At 37.4% G+C, this 22,248-nt stretch carries 17 protein-coding genes and 2 pseudogenes; 11 read left to right on the plus strand and 8 right to left on the minus strand.

The genetic code is table 11. The features are described from left to right. Positions 1-86 precede the first annotated feature (86 nt). The 3 genes from BTO28_RS12020 to BTO28_RS12030 are packed head-to-tail and all read right to left on the minus strand — an operon-like array spanning position 87 to position 3,864. Positions 87-2,033: an ATP-binding protein gene (locus tag BTO28_RS12020; RefSeq protein WP_076766580.1), complete on the minus strand. Its 1,947-nt coding sequence runs from the start codon at positions 2,031-2,033 to the stop codon at positions 87-89. After that, positions 2,030-2,593, minus strand: a complete 564-nt coding sequence (locus BTO28_RS12025) for a hypothetical protein (protein WP_076766582.1) — start codon at positions 2,591-2,593, stop codon at positions 2,030-2,032. Before BTO28_RS12025 ends, BTO28_RS12020 begins: the two co-directional genes overlap by 4 nt. After that, the gene (locus tag BTO28_RS12030; protein ID WP_076766585.1) at positions 2,566-3,864 is read right to left on the minus strand and encodes a dsDNA nuclease domain-containing protein; all 1,299 of its coding nucleotides are present in this window, start codon (positions 3,862-3,864) and stop codon (positions 2,566-2,568) included. The genes BTO28_RS12025 and BTO28_RS12030 overlap by 28 nt, the downstream gene beginning before the upstream one ends. A 186-nt stretch (positions 3,865-4,050) precedes the next feature. Between BTO28_RS12030 and BTO28_RS12035 the strand changes: the two genes are divergently transcribed. Further along, the gene (locus BTO28_RS12035; protein ID WP_076766587.1) at positions 4,051-7,593 is read left to right on the plus strand and encodes an AAA family ATPase; all 3,543 of its coding nucleotides are present in this window, start codon (positions 4,051-4,053) and stop codon (positions 7,591-7,593) included. Positions 7,594-8,034: 441 nt separating this feature from the next. Here the strand turns inward: BTO28_RS12035 and BTO28_RS12040 are convergent, their stop codons facing one another. Further along, positions 8,035-8,343, minus strand: a complete 309-nt coding sequence (locus tag BTO28_RS12040) for a nucleotide pyrophosphohydrolase (RefSeq protein WP_076766589.1) — start codon at positions 8,341-8,343, stop codon at positions 8,035-8,037. Positions 8,344-8,348: 5 nt separating this feature from the next. Then, a pseudogene (locus tag BTO28_RS12045) lies at positions 8,349-9,979 on the minus strand (DUF2075 domain-containing protein). Positions 9,980-10,180: 201 nt separating this feature from the next. Here BTO28_RS12045 and BTO28_RS17515 point away from each other — a divergent pair. Together BTO28_RS17515 and BTO28_RS12055 are read left to right on the plus strand one after the other, a co-directional pair. Continuing rightward, a pseudogene (locus BTO28_RS17515) lies at positions 10,181-10,344 on the plus strand (AraC family transcriptional regulator); the annotation flags it as partial. 234 nt (positions 10,345-10,578) lie between these two features. Beyond that, positions 10,579-12,084 (plus strand): malate:quinone oxidoreductase, encoded by a 1,506-nt coding sequence (locus tag BTO28_RS12055; protein WP_076766591.1) that lies wholly within the window; start codon positions 10,579-10,581, stop codon positions 12,082-12,084. Between the two features lie 287 nt (positions 12,085-12,371). Here BTO28_RS12055 and ahpF read toward each other — a convergent pair whose 3' ends face one another. Together ahpF and ahpC are read right to left on the minus strand one after the other, a co-directional pair. Next, positions 12,372-13,901, minus strand: coding sequence for an alkyl hydroperoxide reductase subunit F (ahpF, locus tag BTO28_RS12060; protein WP_076766593.1), 1,530 nt, complete (start codon positions 13,899-13,901; stop codon positions 12,372-12,374). A gap of 12 nt (positions 13,902-13,913) precedes the next feature. Then, positions 13,914-14,477 (minus strand): alkyl hydroperoxide reductase subunit C, encoded by a 564-nt coding sequence (ahpC, locus tag BTO28_RS12065; RefSeq protein ID WP_076766595.1) that lies wholly within the window; start codon positions 14,475-14,477, stop codon positions 13,914-13,916. A 550-nt stretch (positions 14,478-15,027) separates the two neighbouring features. On the opposite strand from ahpC, the gene BTO28_RS17905 reads away from it, so the two are divergent. From BTO28_RS17905 to BTO28_RS17700, 7 genes are all read left to right on the plus strand, one after another. Next, positions 15,028-15,192 carry a hypothetical protein gene (locus BTO28_RS17905; protein WP_408606671.1) on the plus strand — a complete coding sequence of 55 codons (165 nt, stop codon included), beginning with the start codon at positions 15,028-15,030 and terminating at the stop codon, positions 15,190-15,192. Next, positions 15,170-15,319 (plus strand): pentapeptide repeat-containing protein, encoded by a 150-nt coding sequence (locus tag BTO28_RS17910; protein WP_408606668.1) that lies wholly within the window; start codon positions 15,170-15,172, stop codon positions 15,317-15,319. The genes BTO28_RS17905 and BTO28_RS17910 overlap by 23 nt, the downstream gene beginning before the upstream one ends. 361 nt (positions 15,320-15,680) lie before the next feature. Beyond that, positions 15,681-16,886 carry a hypothetical protein gene (locus BTO28_RS12075; protein WP_076766597.1) on the plus strand — a complete coding sequence of 402 codons (1,206 nt, stop codon included), beginning with the start codon at positions 15,681-15,683 and terminating at the stop codon, positions 16,884-16,886. A 19-nt stretch (positions 16,887-16,905) separates the two neighbouring features. Further along, positions 16,906-18,135: a Zn-dependent hydrolase gene (locus BTO28_RS12080; protein ID WP_076766599.1), complete on the plus strand. Its 1,230-nt coding sequence runs from the start codon at positions 16,906-16,908 to the stop codon at positions 18,133-18,135. A 1-nt stretch (position 18,136) separates the two neighbouring features. Further along, positions 18,137-19,309, plus strand: a complete 1,173-nt coding sequence (locus BTO28_RS12085) for a M20 family metallopeptidase (protein ID WP_076766601.1) — start codon at positions 18,137-18,139, stop codon at positions 19,307-19,309. 508 nt (positions 19,310-19,817) lie between these two features. Continuing rightward, complete coding sequence (locus BTO28_RS17695; protein ID WP_076766602.1) at positions 19,818-20,048, plus strand: chemotaxis protein CheW; 231 nt, start codon at positions 19,818-19,820, stop codon at positions 20,046-20,048. A 26-nt stretch (positions 20,049-20,074) separates the two neighbouring features. Beyond that, positions 20,075-20,284: a hypothetical protein gene (locus tag BTO28_RS17700; RefSeq protein WP_269843871.1), complete on the plus strand. Its 210-nt coding sequence runs from the start codon at positions 20,075-20,077 to the stop codon at positions 20,282-20,284. 85 nt (positions 20,285-20,369) lie between these two features. Here the strand turns inward: BTO28_RS17700 and BTO28_RS12100 are convergent, their stop codons facing one another. Next, positions 20,370-20,780 carry a DUF4395 domain-containing protein gene (locus tag BTO28_RS12100; RefSeq protein ID WP_076766606.1) on the minus strand — a complete coding sequence of 137 codons (411 nt, stop codon included), beginning with the start codon at positions 20,778-20,780 and terminating at the stop codon, positions 20,370-20,372. A 311-nt stretch (positions 20,781-21,091) separates the two neighbouring features. On the opposite strand from BTO28_RS12100, the gene BTO28_RS12105 reads away from it, so the two are divergent. After that, complete coding sequence (locus BTO28_RS12105) at positions 21,092-22,198, plus strand: HD-GYP domain-containing protein (protein ID WP_076766608.1); 1,107 nt, start codon at positions 21,092-21,094, stop codon at positions 22,196-22,198. Positions 22,199-22,248: the final 50 nt, after the last annotated feature.

Here is a 22,248-nt window from a genome sequence, read left to right on the forward strand (position 1 = left end):
ATATTCCTAATGAATGTAAAAAATCTAAGAGCAAAAGGTAGAAGAATGCTTTCATTCCTCTACCTTTTTATTTGAACTCAAAAAGTTTAGTGTCCTTTATAATATGGTATTAATGGCGGATGCATAGGGTCATCAGGGGTCATATGTTTTTTTATTATACTGACCTTTTTAGAAATCTTTTCTGGAATAGGATAATATTCTTTATCTACAACAATAAATTGTAAATCTTTCAACTCATTTGCTGCTAACTTATAAAGAAAAGTATAAAAGCCTCTAAAAATGTCTTCATTTTCTCGTTCACTAATATTTTTCATTGGTGTATCAATCATGAGGAAACCTGGGAGAGGTACTTTCCTTTGTTTTGCTAAGCGGTGTATTGCTAAAGCAAAGCAACATTTAGAGAACTGCATTTCATATACATCATCATCTTTTGCACGATAGATTTTTGGAATGAAGTCATTTGTGCTAATTGATACGATATCACTTTGGTTAACACCTGGAAGACCTACTTCGACTAAATTTTCAAGGAATAATGACTTAAGCTCTTCGAGGTTGGTATTATCCTTTTCTGCTTTTTCTCTTGCTTCCTTTAGTTCCCGTTTTAAGCGTGCCTCATCAACTAATAAATTATCGGCCTTCTCTTGTAACTCCTTTACTTGATTTGTTAATGGGAGTAATTTATGTAGCGCTAGCTTTTCAGCTTTAAGCTCTCCTAATGTACGTTCATAAGATTTTGCTTTTGCTAAATAAATTGAATCATAAGTAGTTTGTAATTCAAGTAGATCCTCATCAATTACTTGTTTTTCCTCTTTAATTCTACGTAATTCTTTTAACATGGCATCCCTTTGTCGGTTAAGGCGAGTAATAGAATCTTGTAATTCAATATATCTAGATGTTAAGTCAGTTTTTATTACTTCTATGTTATTACTTTCAAAATAATTTTTATCATCAAATGGAACTTTACATAAAGAGCATTGTTTGTTATTAGGGACCCTATTTATTAATTCACGTTCACACTGAGGACAAGTTAAAAATTCCAAATCTTTTAGAGTGTTCCTAGCAATTAACGACCTATTAACTTTCATCTTAGCCGATGCAAATTCACCTAAAAGCCTTTTCCTTTGTGCTATTTGTACCTCAATATCATAAACTGATGTATTAAGTTCATCTAAAAGAATTGCATAAGATCTTGCTTCTTCTCTTAGTTTGTCTACTGGATGGCTATTCTCCTGTTTGATCTCTTTATTGATATTATTAATATTAATTTTTACTTGTTGATTATCCTCATCGATATCCTCAATTCTTTTTAAGATAGTAGAAGTCTCTCCTATCTGGTTCTCTTCTAAAAACACATGTAATTGTTTTGCGGTTGAATAAAGAGTAGCTTTTTCATTGCGAACCTCAAGCAGCTCACTTTCTAGTAAAGCAACACTTTCTTGGTGAAAGCCGAGGATTAATCTCATTACATCTCGACTTTTTAGTCTTTTAAAATTGTTTGCTTCCTTTTCCAAATGAAGCATGGAACTATCAATCTCGTCCTGATTAAGGTAGCAGTACCACATTAAATCTCTAAAACTCAAACGGATAAGATCTGTGTTTTCAGATTTTTTACTCTTCCGAACAAGGGGAGGTTGAAATCCACCTAAATAAAATAATAGGTCCGTTAATAATATTATGTTAGTGTTTGGTACTAAAGGCTGGGGGTTTTCCTGCTTATTAATTGGGGCAATTACGTTTAATACCTCTTGTTTTTGGAGGTCAACCCACTCAACCTGTACTTGATTTGAACCCTTTTCTCGAAAAAGGGTAACTTGATTATTGCCTAGTACAAGTTCTAATTCAGCATTAATGAATTCTTGTTGGAGAGCAGGTGTTACAACAAGTTCATTACCTAAACAATAGTCTATTAATTGTAATATGGTTGATTTACCAGCACCCATTTTTCCGTAAAAATAAGTAATATTTTTTGCAAAGGGAATTTCTATTATTTCTTTTCTACAAGTAAGCGTTAAGTTTTCTATTTTCAAATTCATATTTTTATTTCCTCTCCCTGTTTCATTGTAACCATTTCAGGAAACACTTCATAAAAAAAATTCATAAGTTTCTTTGAAGAATATGGACCAAAATGCCTTTTTATTAGTCCACTCCTTATTACATAATCTTGAAATTCAGAAAAACTAGAAATGTCCTCTACTGTTTTATGACCAGTTTGAGTAATGGAGACATTAACTGTTTTTCCACTAATAATATAAGCAATTAAGCCTTTAGCTTCGAGAATTGTAAGGAATCTCCGATACCTACTATCCCATGGCCCATAATTGAAATGCATTAAATTTGTCTCTACACTTTCTCTTTCATATACTTGTATATCTATTTTAGGTATATCCTTGTCCTTTTTTAGCTTCATTAGAGCTCTTTCTAAGGCTACTGGATAACGTAAGAGAAAATCCAATTTTACTAACTTATTTATCCCATCAATAGTTTGCTTCTGATTTCGGCCTGCCATTTTATCAATCAAGATAAGAATCCTAATTATATTTATTTCATCATTCTCATCGAGTCTAATTATTCTTTCGAGTAGTGATTGATCCATGCTTTTTTCCAACCTCCTGTTGGCTCTTCGCTAAAAGCAACCTTGCATTCATTTGTAAGTATCCCGACTATGCCCTTAAGGATTTCATAAGGTGTTTGATAGACATCATGATGACGATTTTCAACTATCTTTTCCAATCTGTCTTCAATATCGTGAAGCATTATTACACCATATGGTGACCCTTTTAATTTGCTCCTAGATTTTGATTCAATAGCTTGGTTTTTTACAATCGTACGAATTTGGTCTAATTGTTCTAATGTTTCAGTAGGATTTTTAGTTTTATAATAATTTTTTAAAATATAAGTCTCTGAAGATGCCCTTAAGTCATCCATGATTTCAATACTATCGTCTTCAATTAGCCCACATTGCATTTTATAAAACATAAGGTCTGATGTAGAAGAATTGATTTGGATAGGAGGTCCTTTTCTTGAACTAAGAAACAAGTTTTTTGTAAGCGGCTCAGTTATTAATCTGTTAATACTATTTATAGAAATCCTCTTAGTATTTATATACACTTTATCAAGTAGCTGCTCGTTTTCATCTACAAAGGAAATATAATCTTGAAGTGGATTTTCAACCCTCTTAGATGAAGAAAAATAAATTTGACTAACAATAGAATCAAGGATGATTTTTAATTTAGGTAAAGGTGTTTGAAAGCATTCAACCATTCTACCTAAATGATCGGTTATAATTTTTGATTCTATATCTTCAATACTTGGACCTTGTTGAATTTCAATCATGGATAAGACACTAATGACATCATGCTCATTTGACTTGCTTTTTTCACATAGCGATTTAAAAAATTTTTCTAATGTACCTGGCTTGAAGGGATCTTGTGTTTTCTTAGTCTTTGCCTGATTTATTAGGTTATTTAAACTTTTTCCTGTCCCATCATTTCTTGTTGGACAATTAGATACAAAAATAAATTTCTTAAACGAACCTGGAAAATCGTTATTTAGTTTAATGAACCTTAATAGGCTTTTTGTTACTGACTCTTCCTCCAATTCTAATGCCCCGTCTGATATTTGCTTTGTCTTTATTTGTATTCCTTCAAATTTCCCATCATTACGAACACCTAGAATATCTTCATGGTGTTCACATAGTAATTCTTTATAAGCTATTTTTCCTGAAGTCATTTGTATAGCAATAAGAGCAGTATATGTATGCTGGTATCTAAATCTTCTCTGTACTTCATCACCAGGATCAGTAATAGAAAGAACTTCATCAGGCGATACCGATTTTTTATTTACTTGAGGTGTTTCATCGCTCATCGACTATCCTCCTACAGTTCTATAAAAGTAAAAATAATTCATAGTAATTACATTCTACAAAATTTTACAAATACCTCTGCTATTCTTCTTTAAAACTAGTAGTTTAGCAGGATTTCTCTGTGATTTATTGAATAATAGAAATAAATGTAGAATATGTAAGGATAACATGAAAGGGAGGCTTTTTTAATGCCAAACCATTTATCTGTAAGAATTGCCTGGCATGACAATGGTTGGAATGGGAGAGTATGTAATAATCCAAAAGAAAATGTTTATTGTGTAGGAAGATACTCATTTCCAGGAGATGTTATTGCCAGTAAACGTAACCTAGAATGGGAAGAGGAAAACAGCGGTGTACATGCATCAGAGTTACCAAGAGTCCTCCCATGCTCATATAGTATCAATGCTTTCGGTGACAGTGAAATTACTGCTGAGAACGAACCACCAGTATTTTTTAATGATAATACAAAAACAAAAAAATGGAATATGCCGCCATACTCAATTAATACATGGCCATATGAGGCAATGTATGATGAAAGCGCTAAAAGGAATGGAAGATTCGATCCTGAGTTAAGAGCAAAAAATATGAGGGAATACTTTGCCGATCTAGAGCAAGGTACTTCGTTAATTTTTTATTATGCCAACTATGATAACCCTTTTAGCGGGGAGGATAAAAAATATGTGTTGGTAGGAGTGGCTCGCTTAAAAGAAATTGGAGATGAAATGACTTATGAAAACCAAAGTGAAGAAAGCCTAAATAGATTCGGAGGATTTGTATGGGGCCGTGTCATTCAATCTAATTATGCCGAAGAGGGTATGAGAATCCCTTATCACCGTTACATGGACAATGAGGAAATCCTTTCAAAGTTAGCTTTTATTCCTGAAAATCAACGGAACTTCAAATATGGTACCCGTAAATTTAGTGATGACGAAGCGTTAGGGCTAATTGAACGCTTTTTAGATATTGCACATACTCTGAAAGAGCTTGGAGATACCACAGAAGACTGGAACCAAAGAATAAACTGGTTAAGTAGTTTAATAAATGAGCTATGGGAACACAGAGGCTTGCTGCCTGGATTACCAGCAGTTATGAACTATGTGAATTTTTCAAAAGCAATTCCATATGTAAAAACACAAATTGCCAAAACTGATATTAGGGAAATCAAAGAAACGCTTTTTGGTTTGCTTGAAGGAAAAGTTGAGGCGCCACCGTCTTTGAATATTGATAAAACAGAATTGAAAAAAATACAAAGACATTGGAAAATCAAAGATGATGAAGAACGAACGATACTTAAAGACGTTCTTCCACGATTCGATCTTTCAAAAGAGCAAATTGAAAGAATTGTTAGTGAGAATAGAGATGAATCTGGAGTATATTCATCTTTAAGTGAAATAATTGAAAACCCATATTTACTGAATGAAGAGTATATTGGTGATGACTCGGATGATAGAATAACATTTTATAAGATTGACCATGGTGTTTTTCCTTCCCCTGACCTAGGAGAAGAGAGCATGATGGATACAGATGACCCAAGAAGATTAAAAGCCCTTTGTTGTGAAGTACTAAAGCAATTTAACCAGCATGCATTCTTGGATGCAAAACAGATTTTAAACAAGTTGAACAAAAGTCTGTCACATATGCCCGAATATAAAAAGGATTCTTTTACATTGCGGCATATAGAAGTAGATGAAGATGAGCTGGCAAAAAGCCTATACATAAGAAAGACGGATCAGTCAATTTATCTATATCGTAAACATGTATATGAGCTAGAAAGACAAATTGAAAAGGTTATTCGTACTTTACTTTCACGGTCTAAAATTAAGCTCAAGTACCCAGTAACAGATAATGATTGGGAAAATATGCTTTACAGTCCTAAAAGTCCTATTCTTGAAAAAGCTCCAGAGCAATATAAGAATATATTAAATGAGCAAGTCGAGATTTGCCGACAGATATTTAGGCAGCCAATATCTATTATTCATGGAGAAGCTGGGACAGGGAAAACAACAATACTTAAATCTATTATCAATGGAATAATGAAAGCTCACGGTGAAGGAACAACATTTCAGCTATTAGCTCCGACAGGAAAAGCTGCTGATCGATTAAGGGAGAGAACAGGCAAGGCTGCTGAGACGATTCATTCATTTTTGGCAAAGCGTGGCTGGTTAAATAATAATATGACCTTTAAGAGAAGCGGCGGAACTGTAGAGACGAATGTGACTACCTATATTATCGATGAAGCTTCTATGATAGACGTCAATTTGTTAGCTACACTGTTTAAGGCGATTAATTTGAATACGGTACAAAGGTTAATTTTTGTTGGTGACGTGAATCAGCTTCCACCAATAGGAGTAGGTAAGCCTTTTTCCGACATTTTACACTGGTTAAAAAGCAAATTTCCTGAATCAATAGGAATGCTTAAAACTAATTGTAGGCAGCTAGAAAGTGGCGGTATATCTTTAAAGCTTGCCAGCCTTTATACGGAAGGTTCTAATGTGGAAAAGGAGATCAACTCTGAGGATGTACTACAAAAAGTACAAAAGGGTGGAAAAATCGATAAAGATTTATCCGTAGTTTACTGGAATGACGGAGAAGAACTTAAACGGAAGATATACCAAACCATCATTAGTGATATCGAGGAAATGAGAGGAGAAAAAGTTGACCCAGAACGGCTTTGGGAAGACTTTAAGATACTCAACCAAGAAGACGGGAATCACAGTGCAGAGGCTTTCCAAATCATCTCACCTTACAGAGGTGAAGCATTTGGTACGGAATCAATTAATCAGTTAATCCAAGATGTTTTTAACGGATCTAACAAAACAAATAAAGGAAATCTCGGTGGAGTTAGTTACTTCGACAAAGTGATTCAATATAAAAATCGTCCGAAGTCAAACCCATATTGGGCTTATAACATGCAAACAAGATCAAATGAAAAGGTTCAAATATTTAATGGAGAATTAGGATTTGTTCATGTGCATCCGTTTGACAAAAAGAAATGGTACTGGAATAACTTTCGGTTACAACAGTTCCAAGTTCTATTTAACCGAAAAGAACATTACAGAGTAAACTTTAATTCAAAGTCGGCAGTAGAAGAAAACTTGGAATTAGCGTATGCGATATCGGTCCATAAGTCACAAGGAAGTGAATTTAAAAGAGTCTACTTTGTGCTGCCGAAAAGTAAAAAACGTCTACTTTCAAAGGAGCTTTTTTATACAGGTATTACAAGGGCACAAGTGCATACAACTCTGTTTGTAGAAGAAGATATATCACCACTGCTAAGTTTGAGCAGAAAAGAAGCATCTGAACTAATTAAGATCAACTCATCTACTTTTGAATTTGAACCAATACCATTAGAGTTTTTCGATATGGATGAATGGTACGAGGAAGGTAAAATACATAGGACACTTTCTGACCATATGGTTCAGTCAAAAAATGAAGTTATTATTGCTAACATATTGTTTGAAGAGGGCATCCCTTTCCAATATGATGTGCCTTTATATGCAGATGATGGAACATTCTATCGACCAGACTTTACTCTTCAATACAGAGGAGATGAATGGTATATAGAACACCTTGGCATGTTAAATGTTCCAAGTTATCGTGAACATTGGGAAAAGAAAAAGAAATGGTACGATAAACATGGCTTCTCTCAACGCCTCATTGTGACAGCTGACTTAAATGGGGTTGATGCAAAAGCTTGGAGAAATGTGATTCTTGATAGTCTGAATAAATAAAAAGCAGGAGAGGGCAACTCCTCTCCTTAGTTATTTACCCTATCCAACGTTACGGTGAACCGTACCACAAGTGAGATGATGGTTTCCTTCGTTAATATAAAATCTAAAAGCTCATGATGGTCTAGCTTCAGGAGCTTTATTTAAGGTTGTGTGACCGCGCGACAGAAAGGAACAGTTTACGATAGATAAAGTGACACATATTACTGGAAGTTAGCTCAGGCAGCTTGTCGTTTGACATGGAGCCTCTGCGAACATAATTTTATGAAAAAGCCAGTCACAGCAATACTTTTGCCTGCGGAATTAGGCTATTACGTTCGCCTCTCCATGTAAAACGCACGTCTTTTACTGGTAAAAAGTGTCGTGCTTTTATCTATCAGAAGATGTCTCATCTTATCTAGGGGTTACAGTTTGCATCAAAACATTGGAAATTCTCTTTATCCCTTACTCATTTCCAACAGGATACTTCTGTGTATTTTTTTTTAATTTTTCTTCGATAATTTGTGTTACATCTAAATCAAGGTCTGAACATAGCATTAGAGAGTAGATCAATACATCGGCAATTTCTTCTGCAATATTTTCGGAATTTACTTCTAATGCTAGTTCACTGTTTTTCCATTGAAAATTTTCCAGTAGTTCTGATGCTTCAAGGGAGATGGAGATGGCTAGATCTTTTGGGTTATGATATTGACGCCAGTTGCGTTCGTCTCTAAAATTATTAATTGCTTTTATTAATGCCTCTATTTCACTCAATGTTTTCATTCCTTTACTAAAGAGAGTAGCTTACTTCTAAGTTTTTGATCCGTGGCATATATATATAGGCCATGTATTCCGCGTTTCATTAATATATTAATAGAATTTAAAATGATTTCCTCTTTTACCTTTTCGTTTTCCTCAAGTGATAAATCCTTTCTGGAGCGAAATGCTTCGGTATCTTTATATTTAGAAGTATCTATAAGTAATTGATCCTTCTCTTCATCATATCCGATAGAAGGGCCTAGAATAACACCCACATAGTTTAAATCAAATCCTTGCACAGTATAAATGGAGCCGACTTCCTTAATGGTATGAGGCTCTTCTGCCCAAGTCACATTATTTTTTGTAATATTCCATGGCATATTTAGTCCGCTTTCGTCTACATAATATTCCGCCCCATCTTTCTTATGCAGATAATCAAATGTTGAAACGATTCGTGAAAGCCCGTATTTATTATTTTTATTTTCAATCGCCGCTTTAAAATCTTGGCTGTTCTGAAAAATTTTAATTTCATAATTTTCATTTTCTGTTTTAGGGAGGGGTAATAACTGTTTTGAAACAAAATTATCAATCCATTTTGGGATATCAGGACTAGCATTAATTCTAAACTGATCCGTTAATTGAAAAGTTTCTGCCTGATACTTTTGTGTAATATGTTTTAATAAATCTTTATTCCAATAGCTTTTAATTTTCAAAACTTGCTTTGGATCGAAAATGATGACCGATATTTTACTTCTTTTAATAATTTCTTCGAGTTGATTATTAGAAAATTGTTGTAAGAATCTTCCTTGCTAAGCAGCAAGTGGGCCTCGTCAACTAAAACAATGTCTGCCGTGTTAGAAGTCTTATCCATTTGGTTAATGAAAGGAGTAGGTTTTAAAAAATTTTTCTTTTTTAAATTAGGTAAGCTAAATGCAATACTTTGATAAGTTTTAATCATTTCCCCATGGTTAACCAATAAATAATTGTTTGTATCAGCTAATTTAGAACTTTTGTCATTAGCATAGTCTTGAATCGTGTTAAATAGTGAACTTAATAAGACACTTTTACCTGTTCCGGCATCTCCTTCTATTAAAAAAACGTGATGTCCTGCTTTGTTAATGTTTTCCTTACAAAAATCAATTATCTTGTTTTTAATTTCTAATTGTTTTTCAGAAAGTGCTTTATAGGGGGATAATTTAAAAATGTCTTTGTTCTTAAGGTTCTCGATTGTATCAAAAGCGATTTTTTCTTGCTGAAGTCTTTCCCACACCTTGTTAAAGACTTTTTCATTGTAGTATTCTTTTTGATAATAATTATGCATTTGATTTTTAACAGTCTGACTGACATTTTGTAGCTTATAGTGATTATCTGCAATAAAGTAATTGATGAGATTTGTTTCGATATTATATGTGGCAGATTGATTAAATTCCTCGTGACCTATGAGGATTGTGTCATCGTAGAAGGAACGTTTTGGATTGCTAAAATGGTCTTTCATGCGACGTGTTGCATGTACTGTCTGTCCTATATAAGCTGTTGGCCGCTTTTTGTTATATAGGATATAAACGATTGGATAATCGTTTAAGTAAACAGACTTTATCTGATTTAGGCTGCTATAGTTAAATTTCCTTTTTTCAAAAATTAGTTCATTCATAAACTATTTCTCCTAAAAAAACCACTTTCTTAATATCATATCATAAAGATAGAGGATGGTTAATTGTGTGAAATGGTACTCCTTTTCATATGTTTTACATGTAATATAAAAATCGTATACTCCTATATTCCGCTCCTTAATTGACAAGTACAACCTCTCAGTTAACCATCATATTCCATTACAGATATTCATAGGTAAGAACAGGAAGCTCGCCGTCTATTGCTTTGAGATATACCGGAAGCTGCAAATGCCGGTTCCAACCAGGTTATGAAAGTCCTTCCCCGTTCAGCCGTGAATACGCTCGAATGTTTGGTCTGCCTCCATTAAGCGATATCAAGCGTCTTCGCGAGTCTTTAAATGAGTAGTAAAATTTTTAGAAGAAGTTCCTGTGCCTTGTAGACGCATTTTTCACTGTTTACCCGTTTTTTTTTATAACTTATAATTATAGTAGATATTTTAATCTATAAATAATTGGCATACACTATGATATAATTGAAATAGAAAAGGTGTGTGTCTATTTCGCGCCTTGGTTTGGTGTACGCCTAAACAGGAGCGCTTACATCTTTTCTGCGAATCTTAGGGGCATAGGGGAGGTAAAAATGAGCAACAGCGTATCGAAATCAGACGTTATCTTAATTGGTGCCGGAATCATGAGTGCGACGTTGGGGACACTTCTGAAGGAATTAGTGCCGGACTGGAACATTACAGTATTTGAGAAGCTCTCAAACGCAGGAGAGGAAAGCTCCAACGAATGGAATAATGCGGGAACGGGGCATGCGGCACTGTGCGAGCTTAACTACACAGTCGAAAAACCGGATGGATCTTTAGACATTAGCAAAGCGATAAAAATTAATGAACAGTTTCAGGTTTCCATGCAGTTTTGGTCTTATCTTGTAAACAGCAATCTAATACATAATCCAGAAGACTTTATCATGTCATTGCCTCATATGAGTTTAGTACAAGGGGAAGACAATGTAACGTTTTTAAAGAAACGTTTTGAAGCGCTGTCAAAAAATCCCCTATTCCAAGGAATGGAATTCTCGGATGATCCGGAAAAGTTGATGGAGTGGATTCCGCTTATTATGCAAGACCGCGCATCGAATGATCCGATAGCGGCCACAAAAATTGACTCTGGAACGGATGTCAACTTTGGCGCTTTAACGCGCATGTTGTTTGAGCACCTAAAGAGTAAAGATGTTGCAGTAAACTACAAACATAGTGTAAATGATATTAAACGTACGAGCGACGGCATGTGGGAATTGATTGTGCGAAATCTCGATAGCGGGGCTGTTGAACGTCATACGGCAAAATTCGTTTTTATCGGAGGCGGTGGAGGAAGCGTACATTTACTGCAAAAATCCGGTATTCCTGAAGGAAAACATATTGGAGGATTCCCGGTAAGCGGAATATTTATGGTGTGCAATAATCCGGATGTTGTAGCGCAGCATCATGCAAAAGTATACGGAAAAGCGAAGGTTGGCGCTCCTCCAATGTCTGTTCCGCATCTTGACACACGATTTATCGACAATAAAAAAGCGCTGCTGTTTGGACCGTTTGCCGGCTTCTCGCCAAAGTTTTTAAAAACCGGTTCAATGCTTGATTTGGTCACGTCCGTAAAACCGGATAATCTCTTAACGATGTTGTCTGCAGGTGCAAAAAACATGTCATTGACAAAATATCTGATCCAGCAAGTGATGTTATCAAAAGAACAGCGTATGGAAGAACTCCGTGAGTTTATCCCGAACGCCAAAAGCGAGGATTGGGATTTAGTCGTAGCGGGACAGCGTGTGCAAGTGATCAAAGATACGGAGGCTGGCGGAAAAGGAACGCTTCAATTTGGCACGGAAGTTGTTAGTGCCGCTGATGGTTCGATCGCAGCATTGCTGGGCGCTTCTCCGGGTGCTTCTACCGCCGTTCACGTCATGCTGGAAGTAATAACAAAATGCTTCCCTGAACAGTTGAAAGAGTGGGAACCAAAAATTAAAGAAATGATTCCTTCTTATGGCTTGTCACTAATGGATAACCCAGAGCTTTTGCATGAAATTCATACTTCAACTGCACAGGCGCTTGGTCTAAGCGAAAAAAATTTTCCTGTCTTTAATTAATGAGCAAAGGCATTGAATGACAATGAAGAAATTGAAAGGCAATGATTGATAAAACAGATAAAAAAATTTACTTAAGGAATTGAGTAAATAATAGAATATCATTGGTAATAAAACACCGAACCTTTATCTATCTATGGATTGAAGGTTCTTTTTTTTGAAAGTTAGAAAGGCTGGGTGAACTGTACCATAAATAAATGAGGCTGGATATGAGGTGCGTAATCACTAAAAGAAAAAGTCGCTATGCTGATTTATCAGAAGCATAGCGACTTTTTTTGGATTATTCTTTGTTAATTTCGGATGAGATAATCGAATGCGCCTAAGGCTGCGGTTGCACCAGATCCCATTGAAATAATGATTTGTTTATAGGCACTATCTGTACAGTCACCTGCAGCAAATACACCAGGGATGTTTGTTGCGCCATGTTTATTGACGACGATTTCACCCATGCGGGTACGCTCAATCGATTCACCTAACCAGTCGGTATTCGGTACAAGGCCGATCTGAACGAATACACCTTCCAAGTCAACGTGGTGAACTTCTTCCGTCGCGCGGTCAATGTAAGAAATCCCGTTCACTTTGTCAGTACCGGTAATTTCTTTTGTTTGAACGTTCTTTAGAACCGTTACGTTAGGAAGACTGTAAAGACGCTCTTGGAGTACCGTGTCAGCTTTTAATTCTGGCATAAATTCAAGAACGGTTACATGCTTCACAATACCGGCCAGATCAATGGCTGCCTCAATACCTGAATTACCGCCGCCAATGACAGCTACGTGTTTTCCAGCAAATAATGGGCCATCACAGTGAGGGCAGTATGCTACACCTTTGTTCTTGAATTCTGCTTCGCCTGGTACACCAACATTGCGCCAGCGGGCACCTGTTGATAGGATGACCGTTTTACTCTTTAGAACTGCACCATTTTCGAGTTCAAGTTCGATTAGGTCTTTCTTTTCTAAACGAGTGGCACGCTGTAAATTCATGACATCAATGTCATACTCTTTTACATGCTCTTCAAGACTTGCAGCGAGCTTAGGACCTTCCGTATATTTCACACTGATAAAGTTCTCAATGCCCATCGTGTCCATAATCTGGCCGCCGAAGCGTTCAGCAACAAGACCTGTACGAATGCCTTTACGTGCTGCATAGACAGCTGCACTTGCACCTGATGGTCCCCCTCCGACAACAAGAACATCGAATGGCTCTTTGTCAGAAAACTCGGATGCATCCGGACCGCTGCCCATTTTGGCAAGGATCTCTTCAAGTGTCATACGGCCGCTGCCGAACGATTCCCCATTTAGGAACACGGTTGGCACTGCCATGATTTCTTTGCTTTCCACTTCTTCTTTGAATGCCGCACCGTCAATCATGGTATGTGTAATGCCAGGATTGAGAATGCTCATCAAGTTCAGTGCCTGCACAACATCAGGGCAGTTATGGCAGCTCAGGCTGATGTATGAGTCAAAATGATACTCGCCTTTAATGTTTTTCACTTGATCAATGACCTTCTGATCAACCTTTGGGGCTCTTCCGCTCACTTGCAAGAGAGCCAATACTAATGAAGTAAATTCGTGGCCCAGCGGGATACCGGCAAATGTTACGCCAGTGTCTTCACCGATACGATTTACGCTAAAGCTCGGCGTTCTCTGTAATTCTGTTTTCTCTACCTTAATGTGAGACGACATCGTAGCTAGTTCGTCAACTAATACCAGCATATCACGGGATACGTCATCGGATCCTGTGCTGACTTTAAGCAGCACATCGCCCTCCATCATTTGAAGATATTGGGCTAATTGTGCTTTTATATCTGCATCTAATAACATTGAGTAAGCTCCTTAAATCTTTCCTACAAGGTCAAGGCTTGGCTTAAGTGTTGCTGCACCTTCTTGCCATTTAGCCGGGCAAACTTCACCTGGATTGTTGCGAACATACTGAGCTGCTTTAATCTTGTTCACAATCGTGCTTGCATCACGGCCGATGCCGCCTGCATTGATTTCAACAGTTTGGATGACGCCGTCTGGATCGATGATGAACGTACCGCGGTCAGCTAAACCTTCTTCTTCGTTTAGTACATCAAAGATGCGGGAGATCTTCTGTGAAGGGTCACCGATCATAATATATTCAATTTTGCCGATCGCTTCTGAGTGATCATGCCATGCTTTATGTGTAAAATGTGTGTCAGTTGAAACAGAGTACACTTCAACACCAAGTTCTTTTAGCGTAGCGTATTCGTTTTGCAAATCTTCAAGCTCAGTAGGGCAAACGAATGTAAAGTCTGCAGGATAGAAGCAAACTACACTCCATTGACCTTTAAAGTTTTGATCTGAAACATCGATAAATTCACCGTTGTGAAAAGCTTTTGCTGAGAATTGTTGTACTTCTTTTCCAATTAGAGACATAAGTAAATTCCTCCTATGTAATTGTTGTGTGAATTATAAGCAGTTGCTTAGGTAGTATACCCCCAAATTACCTTAGTATACTCCCTCGAAACTAACTATAATAATTCTAAATGAACACTCATTATTATATAGAAGTTATTTTCTTTGGTCAAGTGAAAACATATAGCTGCAATGCGTTCATTTAATAGTAAGCACGAACAGATTTTGTTACTAGTTGTGACATGAAATGTTTGCTTATGTGAGCAAATCCAGCGAGGGGTGAAGGTGAATATTGATTTTCAATAAAAACTTACATTTCTCATTTGTGAATTTTTTGGAAATGAGAGGCAGGTTACTTCTGTTTTATCAGCTTTTATTAGGATAGACTGTCGTAACTGCACTTTCGTTACGTTCTTTTTTGTTTTAACATTAATACCCTTTTTTGTTCTTTTGTGGTGATAATATAAAAGCCGTGGTGATTTATTTTTAGAAGATCTTGAGATGCAAGCGAATAAAAGGGATGTGGAAGCATTGTCCTAGAAGAAGCAGGCCCATTTTTAAAGTTTGCAGCATGGAAAACGAAGATCTCACTAAACGAAGTACAAAGTTTATTTTAGACCTTGATGTTCCAGGCCAAAGAGCAATCGTTAATGATTTACTATTGCAAACAAGTGAATTAGTACGGAGAAAAGGAAAGAAAGTGAAAAGTCAAAATGAGCCGATTAAGAAAGGATAGTAATCTAATCGGTTCGAATGTAAGAGGAGCTTTGCTGATCGCTGCTGACCTAAGAAAATCCGGCTTGAGAATGAGTGACTTTATTGGTGCAGACTTGAGAGATGCTGATTTAAGCGGAGCTAATTAACTAGAAAGTATTTTTCTTACACAAGCACAAGGGTAATTCAGCGAATGGCGATCTGAATACTAAATTGCCGCCTTCTTTAACGAATCTTCAGCATTGGCGGGTTTAATTTATATACGCTTATAGGCATCCTTCCAGGTTGTCTTTTTCAGTTCTAACTGGGAAATAGCTAAAATTTAAAATTATTTGGTCTCAGCCGTTGTAAAGAAATATATTTCAATAATTAATATAGATTAAGAAAATTACAAATAATTTAAATTTGAAGAAAGTATAGTATAATAATACTCCTATTTTACTAATATTAAAATTCGTTTGTCGAAATATTAGTAAATCAAACAAAGAAAAGGAAGAGGAAGAGGTTTTTATGTCACAGATGTTAGCTTTGGTTATTCTTGTTCTTATTTTATTTATAGGAGATTTAGTAGCCGTACGGACAAAAGCGTGGGTACCGTCCATTTTCGTTTGCGCGGTCTTGTTCCTAATCGGATATTGGACATTTTTCCCTAAAGACATCGTCGCATTGGCTGGTGTACCGTCAACTGTTGCAGTCATGATGATGTATTTGTTAATTACGAATATGGGAACGTTGTTATCGATTCAGGAACTGAAAAATCAGTGGAAGACTATTGTCATTGCCCTCTCTGGTATTTTAGGAATTATCGCAATTTTATTAAGTGTTGGAACACTCATCTACGGCTTTAAGACAGTGGTTGTGGCGATTCCACCTTTAGTGGGTGGAATAGTATCTGCCTTAATCATGTCAGAAGGGGCAAAAGAAGCGGGTCTCGTTTCATTATCCGTGTTTGCTATCGTTATCTATGTCATGCAAGGCTTTGCAGGATATCCGATCACGTCTATCGTGTTGAAAAAAGAAGGGAAAAGACTTCTTGAACAATACCGCAGTGGACAATTAGCGGTAAATGAACAGAAACTGGCTGAAGAGGAAGCAGCTGCTTCATCAGGAACAGCACAAAAAGAACTTAAGTTATTTAAAAATATGCCAGAGAAATACAATACGGATTTCTTTAAATTTTTTAGACTGGCATTTGTCGCTTACCTAGCCTATCTTGTTTCTACTCTATTAGCGCCTGTTGCGAGCGTCAGCCCGTTTGTTCTTTGCTTGCTGTTTGGTGTAATCGCGAAAAGTATTGGGTTTCTCGAAAAGCAGGTTTTACAAAAAGCAAATGGTTTCGGGTTTGCCCTCATGGGTCTTATGCTCTTTATTTTTGACGGATTAAAACAAGCAACACCAAGCATGATGCTTGAGATTATCTTTCCACTTGTCGGAACAATTGTTTTAGCTGTTATTGGTATGTATATCTTCTCATTTATCGCAGGTAAAATTCTAAAGGTAAGCAAAAATATGGCGTTTGCTGTTTCGCTGACTGCATTATATGGATTCCCGGCTGATTACATCATCACAAACGAAGTCATTAAGTCTTTAACAGAAGATGAAAAAGAAAGAGAAATACTGACGAGCCACATGATGCCGCCTATGCTTGTCGGTGGTTTTATCACTGTCACGATTGTATCCGTCATATTAGCGGGTATCTTTGTAGGATTCTTGTAAGAAAGGGTGGAATGACAGGATGAGTAATGTTCAAGAAAGAATCGAAAGCCATATTGACACATTGAGTACATTCACCGCAACACCTGATAAAGGCACAACCCGGCTTTCGTATAGTAATGAGGATTTGCAGGCGCGGAATTATCTGAAAAGTAAAATGATTGAATATGGTTTATATGTCAAGGAAGATGGTTTTGGCAATATTTTTGGCAAACTTGAGGGCACGTTAAAAGAGGGGCCCAGCGTTCTCATCGGCTCCCATTTTGACTCAGTTCCAAACGGAGGGTCATACGATGGTCCTGCAGGCGTAGTGGCCGGGCTTGAAGTGGCTGCCCTCTTTAATGAAAATAATATAACGCCGAAATATCCTTTGGAAATTATTGCACTCGTGGAAGAAGAGGGAGCAAGATTTGGCAGCGGACTGATGGGTTCAAGAGGAATCACGGGGCTGCTAAGTGATGCTGATTTTAAAAAGCTAACAGATAAAGATGGAATCACTACAGAAGAAGCGATGAAAACGATCGGACTGGATTCGTCTTTGCCTAAAACAAGAGATCCCAAAACCATTAAGGCTTTTCTTGAATTGCATATTGAACAAGGACCAATCCTTGAAGAAAAAAATATTCCCATTGGCGTGGTGGAAGCAATCGTCGGCTTAACGCAATTGGAAGTAACAGTAAAAGGGCGGGCAGGTCATGCAGGGACAACCCCGATGGACCGCCGTTCGGATGCGTTAGTCGCGGCTGCAGGAATCATTGCTCAATTGCCTGAGCTGGCAGTTAGTGAAGGAGAAGGAACGGTTATTACAGCCGGCCGTCTCAATGTATTTCCAAACGGAGCTAATGTCATCCCCGACCAAACAGTATTCACTTTGGATATACGATCAGGCAAGGAAGAACATGTACGCAACGTTGTCGAGAAAGTGAAAAAAATAGTAGATTCATATAATGGAAATGGGATTGATACATCCGTTCAGGAGCTCTTATATATGAAGCCAAAAGCAATGAATCCTGAAATTCTTTCCCTTTTGAAGCAAAAGAGCAGTGAACTAGACATCCCGCACTGTCCAATTAACAGCGGGGCAGGTCACGATGCGATGGTCTTTTCCGATTTTACAGACGTAGGAATGCTTTTCATACCAAGTAAAGATGGACTGAGCCATTGTCCGGAAGAATGGTCAGATTCAAGCCATATAGCAAACGCTGTCCATATTCTATATGAAGCAGCTAAAAAGTTAACGGAGGCTGAGTAAAATGATTCATCCAGTAATTAAAGATGCGATTCAGAAAAATAGTGAAGAACTAACCGAATTACGGAGAAAGCTTCATAGCGAGCCTGAACTGCCTTTCGAGGAAGAAAAGACAACAGCTCTTATTTGTGAATATCTCGAAAATTTAGGAATTCCTTTCAGAAGAACCGAACCAACCGGGGTAATTGCGACGATCGAAGGCGGAAAGCCAGGGAAAACAGTAGCGTTAAGAGGTGACATGGACGCTTTACCGGTTGAAGAGCTAAACAAAGACCTGCCATACGTATCAAAAGAAGAAGGAAAAATGCATGCCTGCGGACACGATGCCCATACGGCGATGCTGATGATTGCTGCTAAAGCATTATTGGAAATAAAAGATGAATTGCCGGGAAAAGTCCGATTGATATTTCAGCCTGCTGAAGAAATTGCAGAAGGCGCTAAAGCAATGGTGAAACAAGGTGCAATGGACGGTGTAGATAATGTCTTCGGCATACACATATGGTCGCAGATGCCGACTCATAAAGTTTCCTGCACGCCAGGACCTTCTTTCGCTTCAGCCGATTTATTCAAGGTGACGTTTAAAGGAAAAGGCGGCCACGGTGCCATGCCGCATAATTGTATTGATGCGGCAATCGTTGCCTCTTCCTTCGTCATGAATGTGCAGACGGTCGTCTCTAGAACCATTGATGCAAAAAGCCCTGCTGTTCTCACTGTAGGAAAAATAGTGGCCGGCACAAGGTTCAATGTTATTGCAGAAAATGCGGTAATTGAAGGAACAGTTCGCTGTTTCGATACTGAAACAAGAGACCATGTTGAACAACAGCTCCAGCATTATGCTGAACATGTTGCTGCAGTATATGGCGCTACAGCAAAGGTAGAATATACCCGCGGCACTCAAGCAGTCATCAATGATGAATACAGTGCGAAGCTAGTCCAAAAGGTTGCGTCAGAAGCATTTGGCGATGTGATCTATAATGAAAAGCCGACAATGGGCGGTGAAGATTTCAGCGAATATATGGATCATGCACCTGGCAGCTTTGCACTTGTTGGAAGCGGCAATTCTGAAAAAGATACCGAATGGGCTCATCATCACGGCAAATTCAACATTGACGAAGACGCACTCGCAACCGGAGCTGAACTATACGCTCAATATGCTTGGGCATATTTAAATGAATAAATAAAAAAGGGTGTTCCATACTGCGTATGGGACACTCTTTTTTCGTTTTTCTGATAGGCGGGGTGATCTTTTTGTTGCTTTAAAACAAAATTTATTCAGCTTTGCTATGGGAGTCCCGAGAAGCCTGCCAATCACTCACGCCAGGATACCGCAAAGGTTGGGCACGATAGGTGTACAGTGCGAAACAAAAGGCGACGCAAGCGAAAAGACGCGGGTAAATAAAAATAACTCATGGTGCGGACTGCAAGAGCCGGGATCTATATCGCAGAGATAATAGTGAAGTGAGCAGAACGTCCCGCAAGTCAGGCATATCTAATTGCTCTTAGATTTGCAACTTTAGTTAATGATATCCGATTCCTGGCAGATGAACTGGAAACCCTTGCAGGTCAGTTTAAAACACGGTAATTGAATTATTTTCGGGATCGAAATATCCATAAAATTTAATATCGAACAACTCGTTATAAGGGGCTTTGGTCTTTGATTGTGAGTTATATATCGGAGGTTTTTCATGCAAGATACGCTTGTATTATTTAATGTAAAAAAGGGATCTTTTGGGTTGCCTATAAATCATGTTGTGTCCATTGAAAAGATATCGGAAATCTCAAGAATTCCCAATATGCCTGAGTATATGCTTGGGATTGTTAATATAAGGGGACAAATTATTCCTGTCATCGATATGTCTAACCTATTATTTAATCAAAAAAATGAAATAGTGGAAACACTCGCTATGTTCTTGTAGAAGCCAATAAAACGGTGACGGCATTTATGGTAGAAAGAACAAATGAAATCATAAACGTGGACAAATCCTTGGTGAAACCGGTTGATTCAATCTTGACAAGCACAGTGTCCTTTATTAAAGGGATATCACTACAGGAGGATCGCTTAATATCAATCATTGATATTGAAAAGCTGCTTTTATCCATTAAAGATATAGACTTTATTCGGAATCAAATGGATCAATTATTGAGCGTGTAAAACAAGGTACTCGTCAGATCAAATAAAGAAGAGGCTGTCTCATTTTGTTGAGACAGCCTCTTCTGAAATTTCCACATATATGTCTTTATAAGCGGCTTGCCCGGCGATGCCGCCACATCATGTATTGATAACGAATGAAGCAGCCGATACAAAATCCCATCAACGCAACACCTGCCGCCAGCACGACCATAATACTGAATGCGTACCCGGCTGCAGTCCAGTTAAAATAAAACGATAGAATTGCCAGTCCTAAGCAAATTGTCGCAATCCACTGGTTAAAAATCTGCTGATCTTTGTCTTCTTGAATATATTGATTTGCAGGCTTTGATAAAAATCTTTTGCTAATTAAAATGATTGGATTTTTCTTTGTAATCAGCGTAAATACCCCGATAATAAACGGCAGCAGGAGCCATGCGTAATGAAATGAAATTCCCACTGACACGGACACGACCATAAATAGTTGATTTATTTGAACGAGTGGTTTTGGAATACCCATAGTGGTCCCCCTTTCTTCATATTTCATATTATACATAGTATATTAATCAGGTTAAAGATTTTTGTATAAGATACAGGAGATAGAGCATTTAAATCTATGAGTTTTGATACAGGTAAATTCAACCATTAATATATAGACGTTATTTATAGTTATGTTCTACTATAATCGTCATATTTCGACATAAAATGTGCTATAATGAAAAAAATTATAGTAATAAGTGCCCGGTAAAGGAAGTTGTAATCCAGTTCTTGTCATCCGCTTAATGAGTGAAACATCATGGGTCAATAGTGTTGTCAGCAAAGGAGAAAGAAATGCGTTTAATCAACATAAATCGTTGTCAGTCAGGAATGAAATTAGGCAAGCCCATCTATAATGAAAAGGGGAAAGTTCTCTTAACGCAAGGAGCAGAACTGACTGATAAATTAATAAGTAAATTAAAAAAATATAATATTTCCACCATCTATATAGAGGATGAGGCGTCAGAAGGGATTGAAATTGTTGAATCTATCCCTGAGGAGTTGCGCAACGAAGCGGTGAATGTAATAACCGAAAATTTTCATACCATTGCCGAGCTGCATGCCAACAAGCCAACTCTGCAAGGAATGATGAAGTCGGATCGAGCGGTACGCAGTTTTCAGAAAACATTTAGGGATATTCTTAGTAGTTTAACGGATAATCCACATGCATTAAATTTATTGGCAACGACAAAAATTCAAGAGAATTATTTATATACCCACTCTCTGAACGTATCCATCTATGCATGTCAGCTTGCCATTGAGAATGGACTGCCGTTGAAAAATATCGAGGAAATAGGCTTAGGGGCCATGCTGCATGACTTGGGAAAAATGTTTATTCCGCCCGAAATCACAAATAAGAGCGAAATGTTAACAGCTGAAGAATATGAACAGGTAAATTCACACTGTGAATTAGGGTTCGATACTCTTCGAAAACTTGATGGAATTCCATTAACTGTCGCTCATTGTGCGCTCCAGCACCATGAAAGAATGGATGGCACAGGTTATCCGCGAGGGTTAAAAGAAGATGAAATTCATAAATACGCAAAAGTCATCAGTGTTGCAGATGTATTTGATGATGTTACAAGTTCGCGCAATTACCGTTCTTCTTTGCTGCCGCATAAAGGTCTTGAAATGCTTTATACGGGAAGCGGAACACAATTTGAAAGCAAACAGATCGAGTTGTTTAAAGGGTGTATTGCTATTTATCCTCAAGGATTGACAGTTGAATTAAACGATGGCAGAACCGGCATCGTATCCAAATATAATTTTCATTCAGCTGGACGTCCTGAGATTAGAATTATAAAGGATGAAGAGCAGAAAGAAGTGAAACCATACGAAATTGATTTAGCGGCAAATGAGCATTTAACGGTGGAAATCGTGGAAGCAGACGCTTTATTATAAAGAAAAGAACAAGCCTGGGGAAGGAATCCTCAGGCTCTTTAATGTACTTT

This window comes from Domibacillus epiphyticus, assembly GCF_001975785.1.
Lineage (GTDB): Bacteria > Bacillota > Bacilli > Bacillales > Domibacillaceae > Domibacillus > Domibacillus epiphyticus.

What these genes read in the sequence shown, in the direction of transcription:
- BTO28_RS12020 (WP_076766580.1), bottom strand. Translation starts at nt 2,033, where the DNA reads ATGAATTTGAAAATAGAAAACTTAACGCTTACTTGTAGAAAAGAAATA.
- BTO28_RS12025 (WP_076766582.1), bottom strand. Translation starts at nt 2,593, where the DNA reads ATGGATCAATCACTACTCGAAAGAATAATTAGACTCGATGAGAATGAT.
- BTO28_RS12030 (WP_076766585.1), bottom strand. Translation starts at nt 3,864, where the DNA reads ATGAGCGATGAAACACCTCAAGTAAATAAAAAATCGGTATCGCCTGAT.
- BTO28_RS12035 (WP_076766587.1), top strand. Translation starts at nt 4,051, where the DNA reads ATGCCAAACCATTTATCTGTAAGAATTGCCTGGCATGACAATGGTTGG.
- BTO28_RS12055 (WP_076766591.1), top strand. Translation starts at nt 10,579, where the DNA reads ATGAGCAACAGCGTATCGAAATCAGACGTTATCTTAATTGGTGCCGGA.
- ahpF (WP_076766593.1), bottom strand. Translation starts at nt 13,901, where the DNA reads ATGTTATTAGATGCAGATATAAAAGCACAATTAGCCCAATATCTTCAA.
- ahpC (WP_076766595.1), bottom strand. Translation starts at nt 14,477, where the DNA reads ATGTCTCTAATTGGAAAAGAAGTACAACAATTCTCAGCAAAAGCTTTT.
- BTO28_RS17905 (WP_408606671.1), top strand. Translation starts at nt 15,028, where the DNA reads ATGGAAAACGAAGATCTCACTAAACGAAGTACAAAGTTTATTTTAGAC.
- BTO28_RS17910 (WP_408606668.1), top strand. Translation starts at nt 15,170, where the DNA reads ATGAGCCGATTAAGAAAGGATAGTAATCTAATCGGTTCGAATGTAAGA.
- BTO28_RS12075 (WP_076766597.1), top strand. Translation starts at nt 15,681, where the DNA reads ATGTCACAGATGTTAGCTTTGGTTATTCTTGTTCTTATTTTATTTATA.
- BTO28_RS12080 (WP_076766599.1), top strand. Translation starts at nt 16,906, where the DNA reads ATGAGTAATGTTCAAGAAAGAATCGAAAGCCATATTGACACATTGAGT.
- BTO28_RS12085 (WP_076766601.1), top strand. Translation starts at nt 18,137, where the DNA reads ATGATTCATCCAGTAATTAAAGATGCGATTCAGAAAAATAGTGAAGAA.
- BTO28_RS17695 (WP_076766602.1), top strand. Translation starts at nt 19,818, where the DNA reads ATGCAAGATACGCTTGTATTATTTAATGTAAAAAAGGGATCTTTTGGG.
- BTO28_RS17700 (WP_269843871.1), top strand. Translation starts at nt 20,075, where the DNA reads ATGGTAGAAAGAACAAATGAAATCATAAACGTGGACAAATCCTTGGTG.
- BTO28_RS12100 (WP_076766606.1), bottom strand. Translation starts at nt 20,780, where the DNA reads ATGGGTATTCCAAAACCACTCGTTCAAATAAATCAACTATTTATGGTC.
- BTO28_RS12105 (WP_076766608.1), top strand. Translation starts at nt 21,092, where the DNA reads ATGCGTTTAATCAACATAAATCGTTGTCAGTCAGGAATGAAATTAGGC.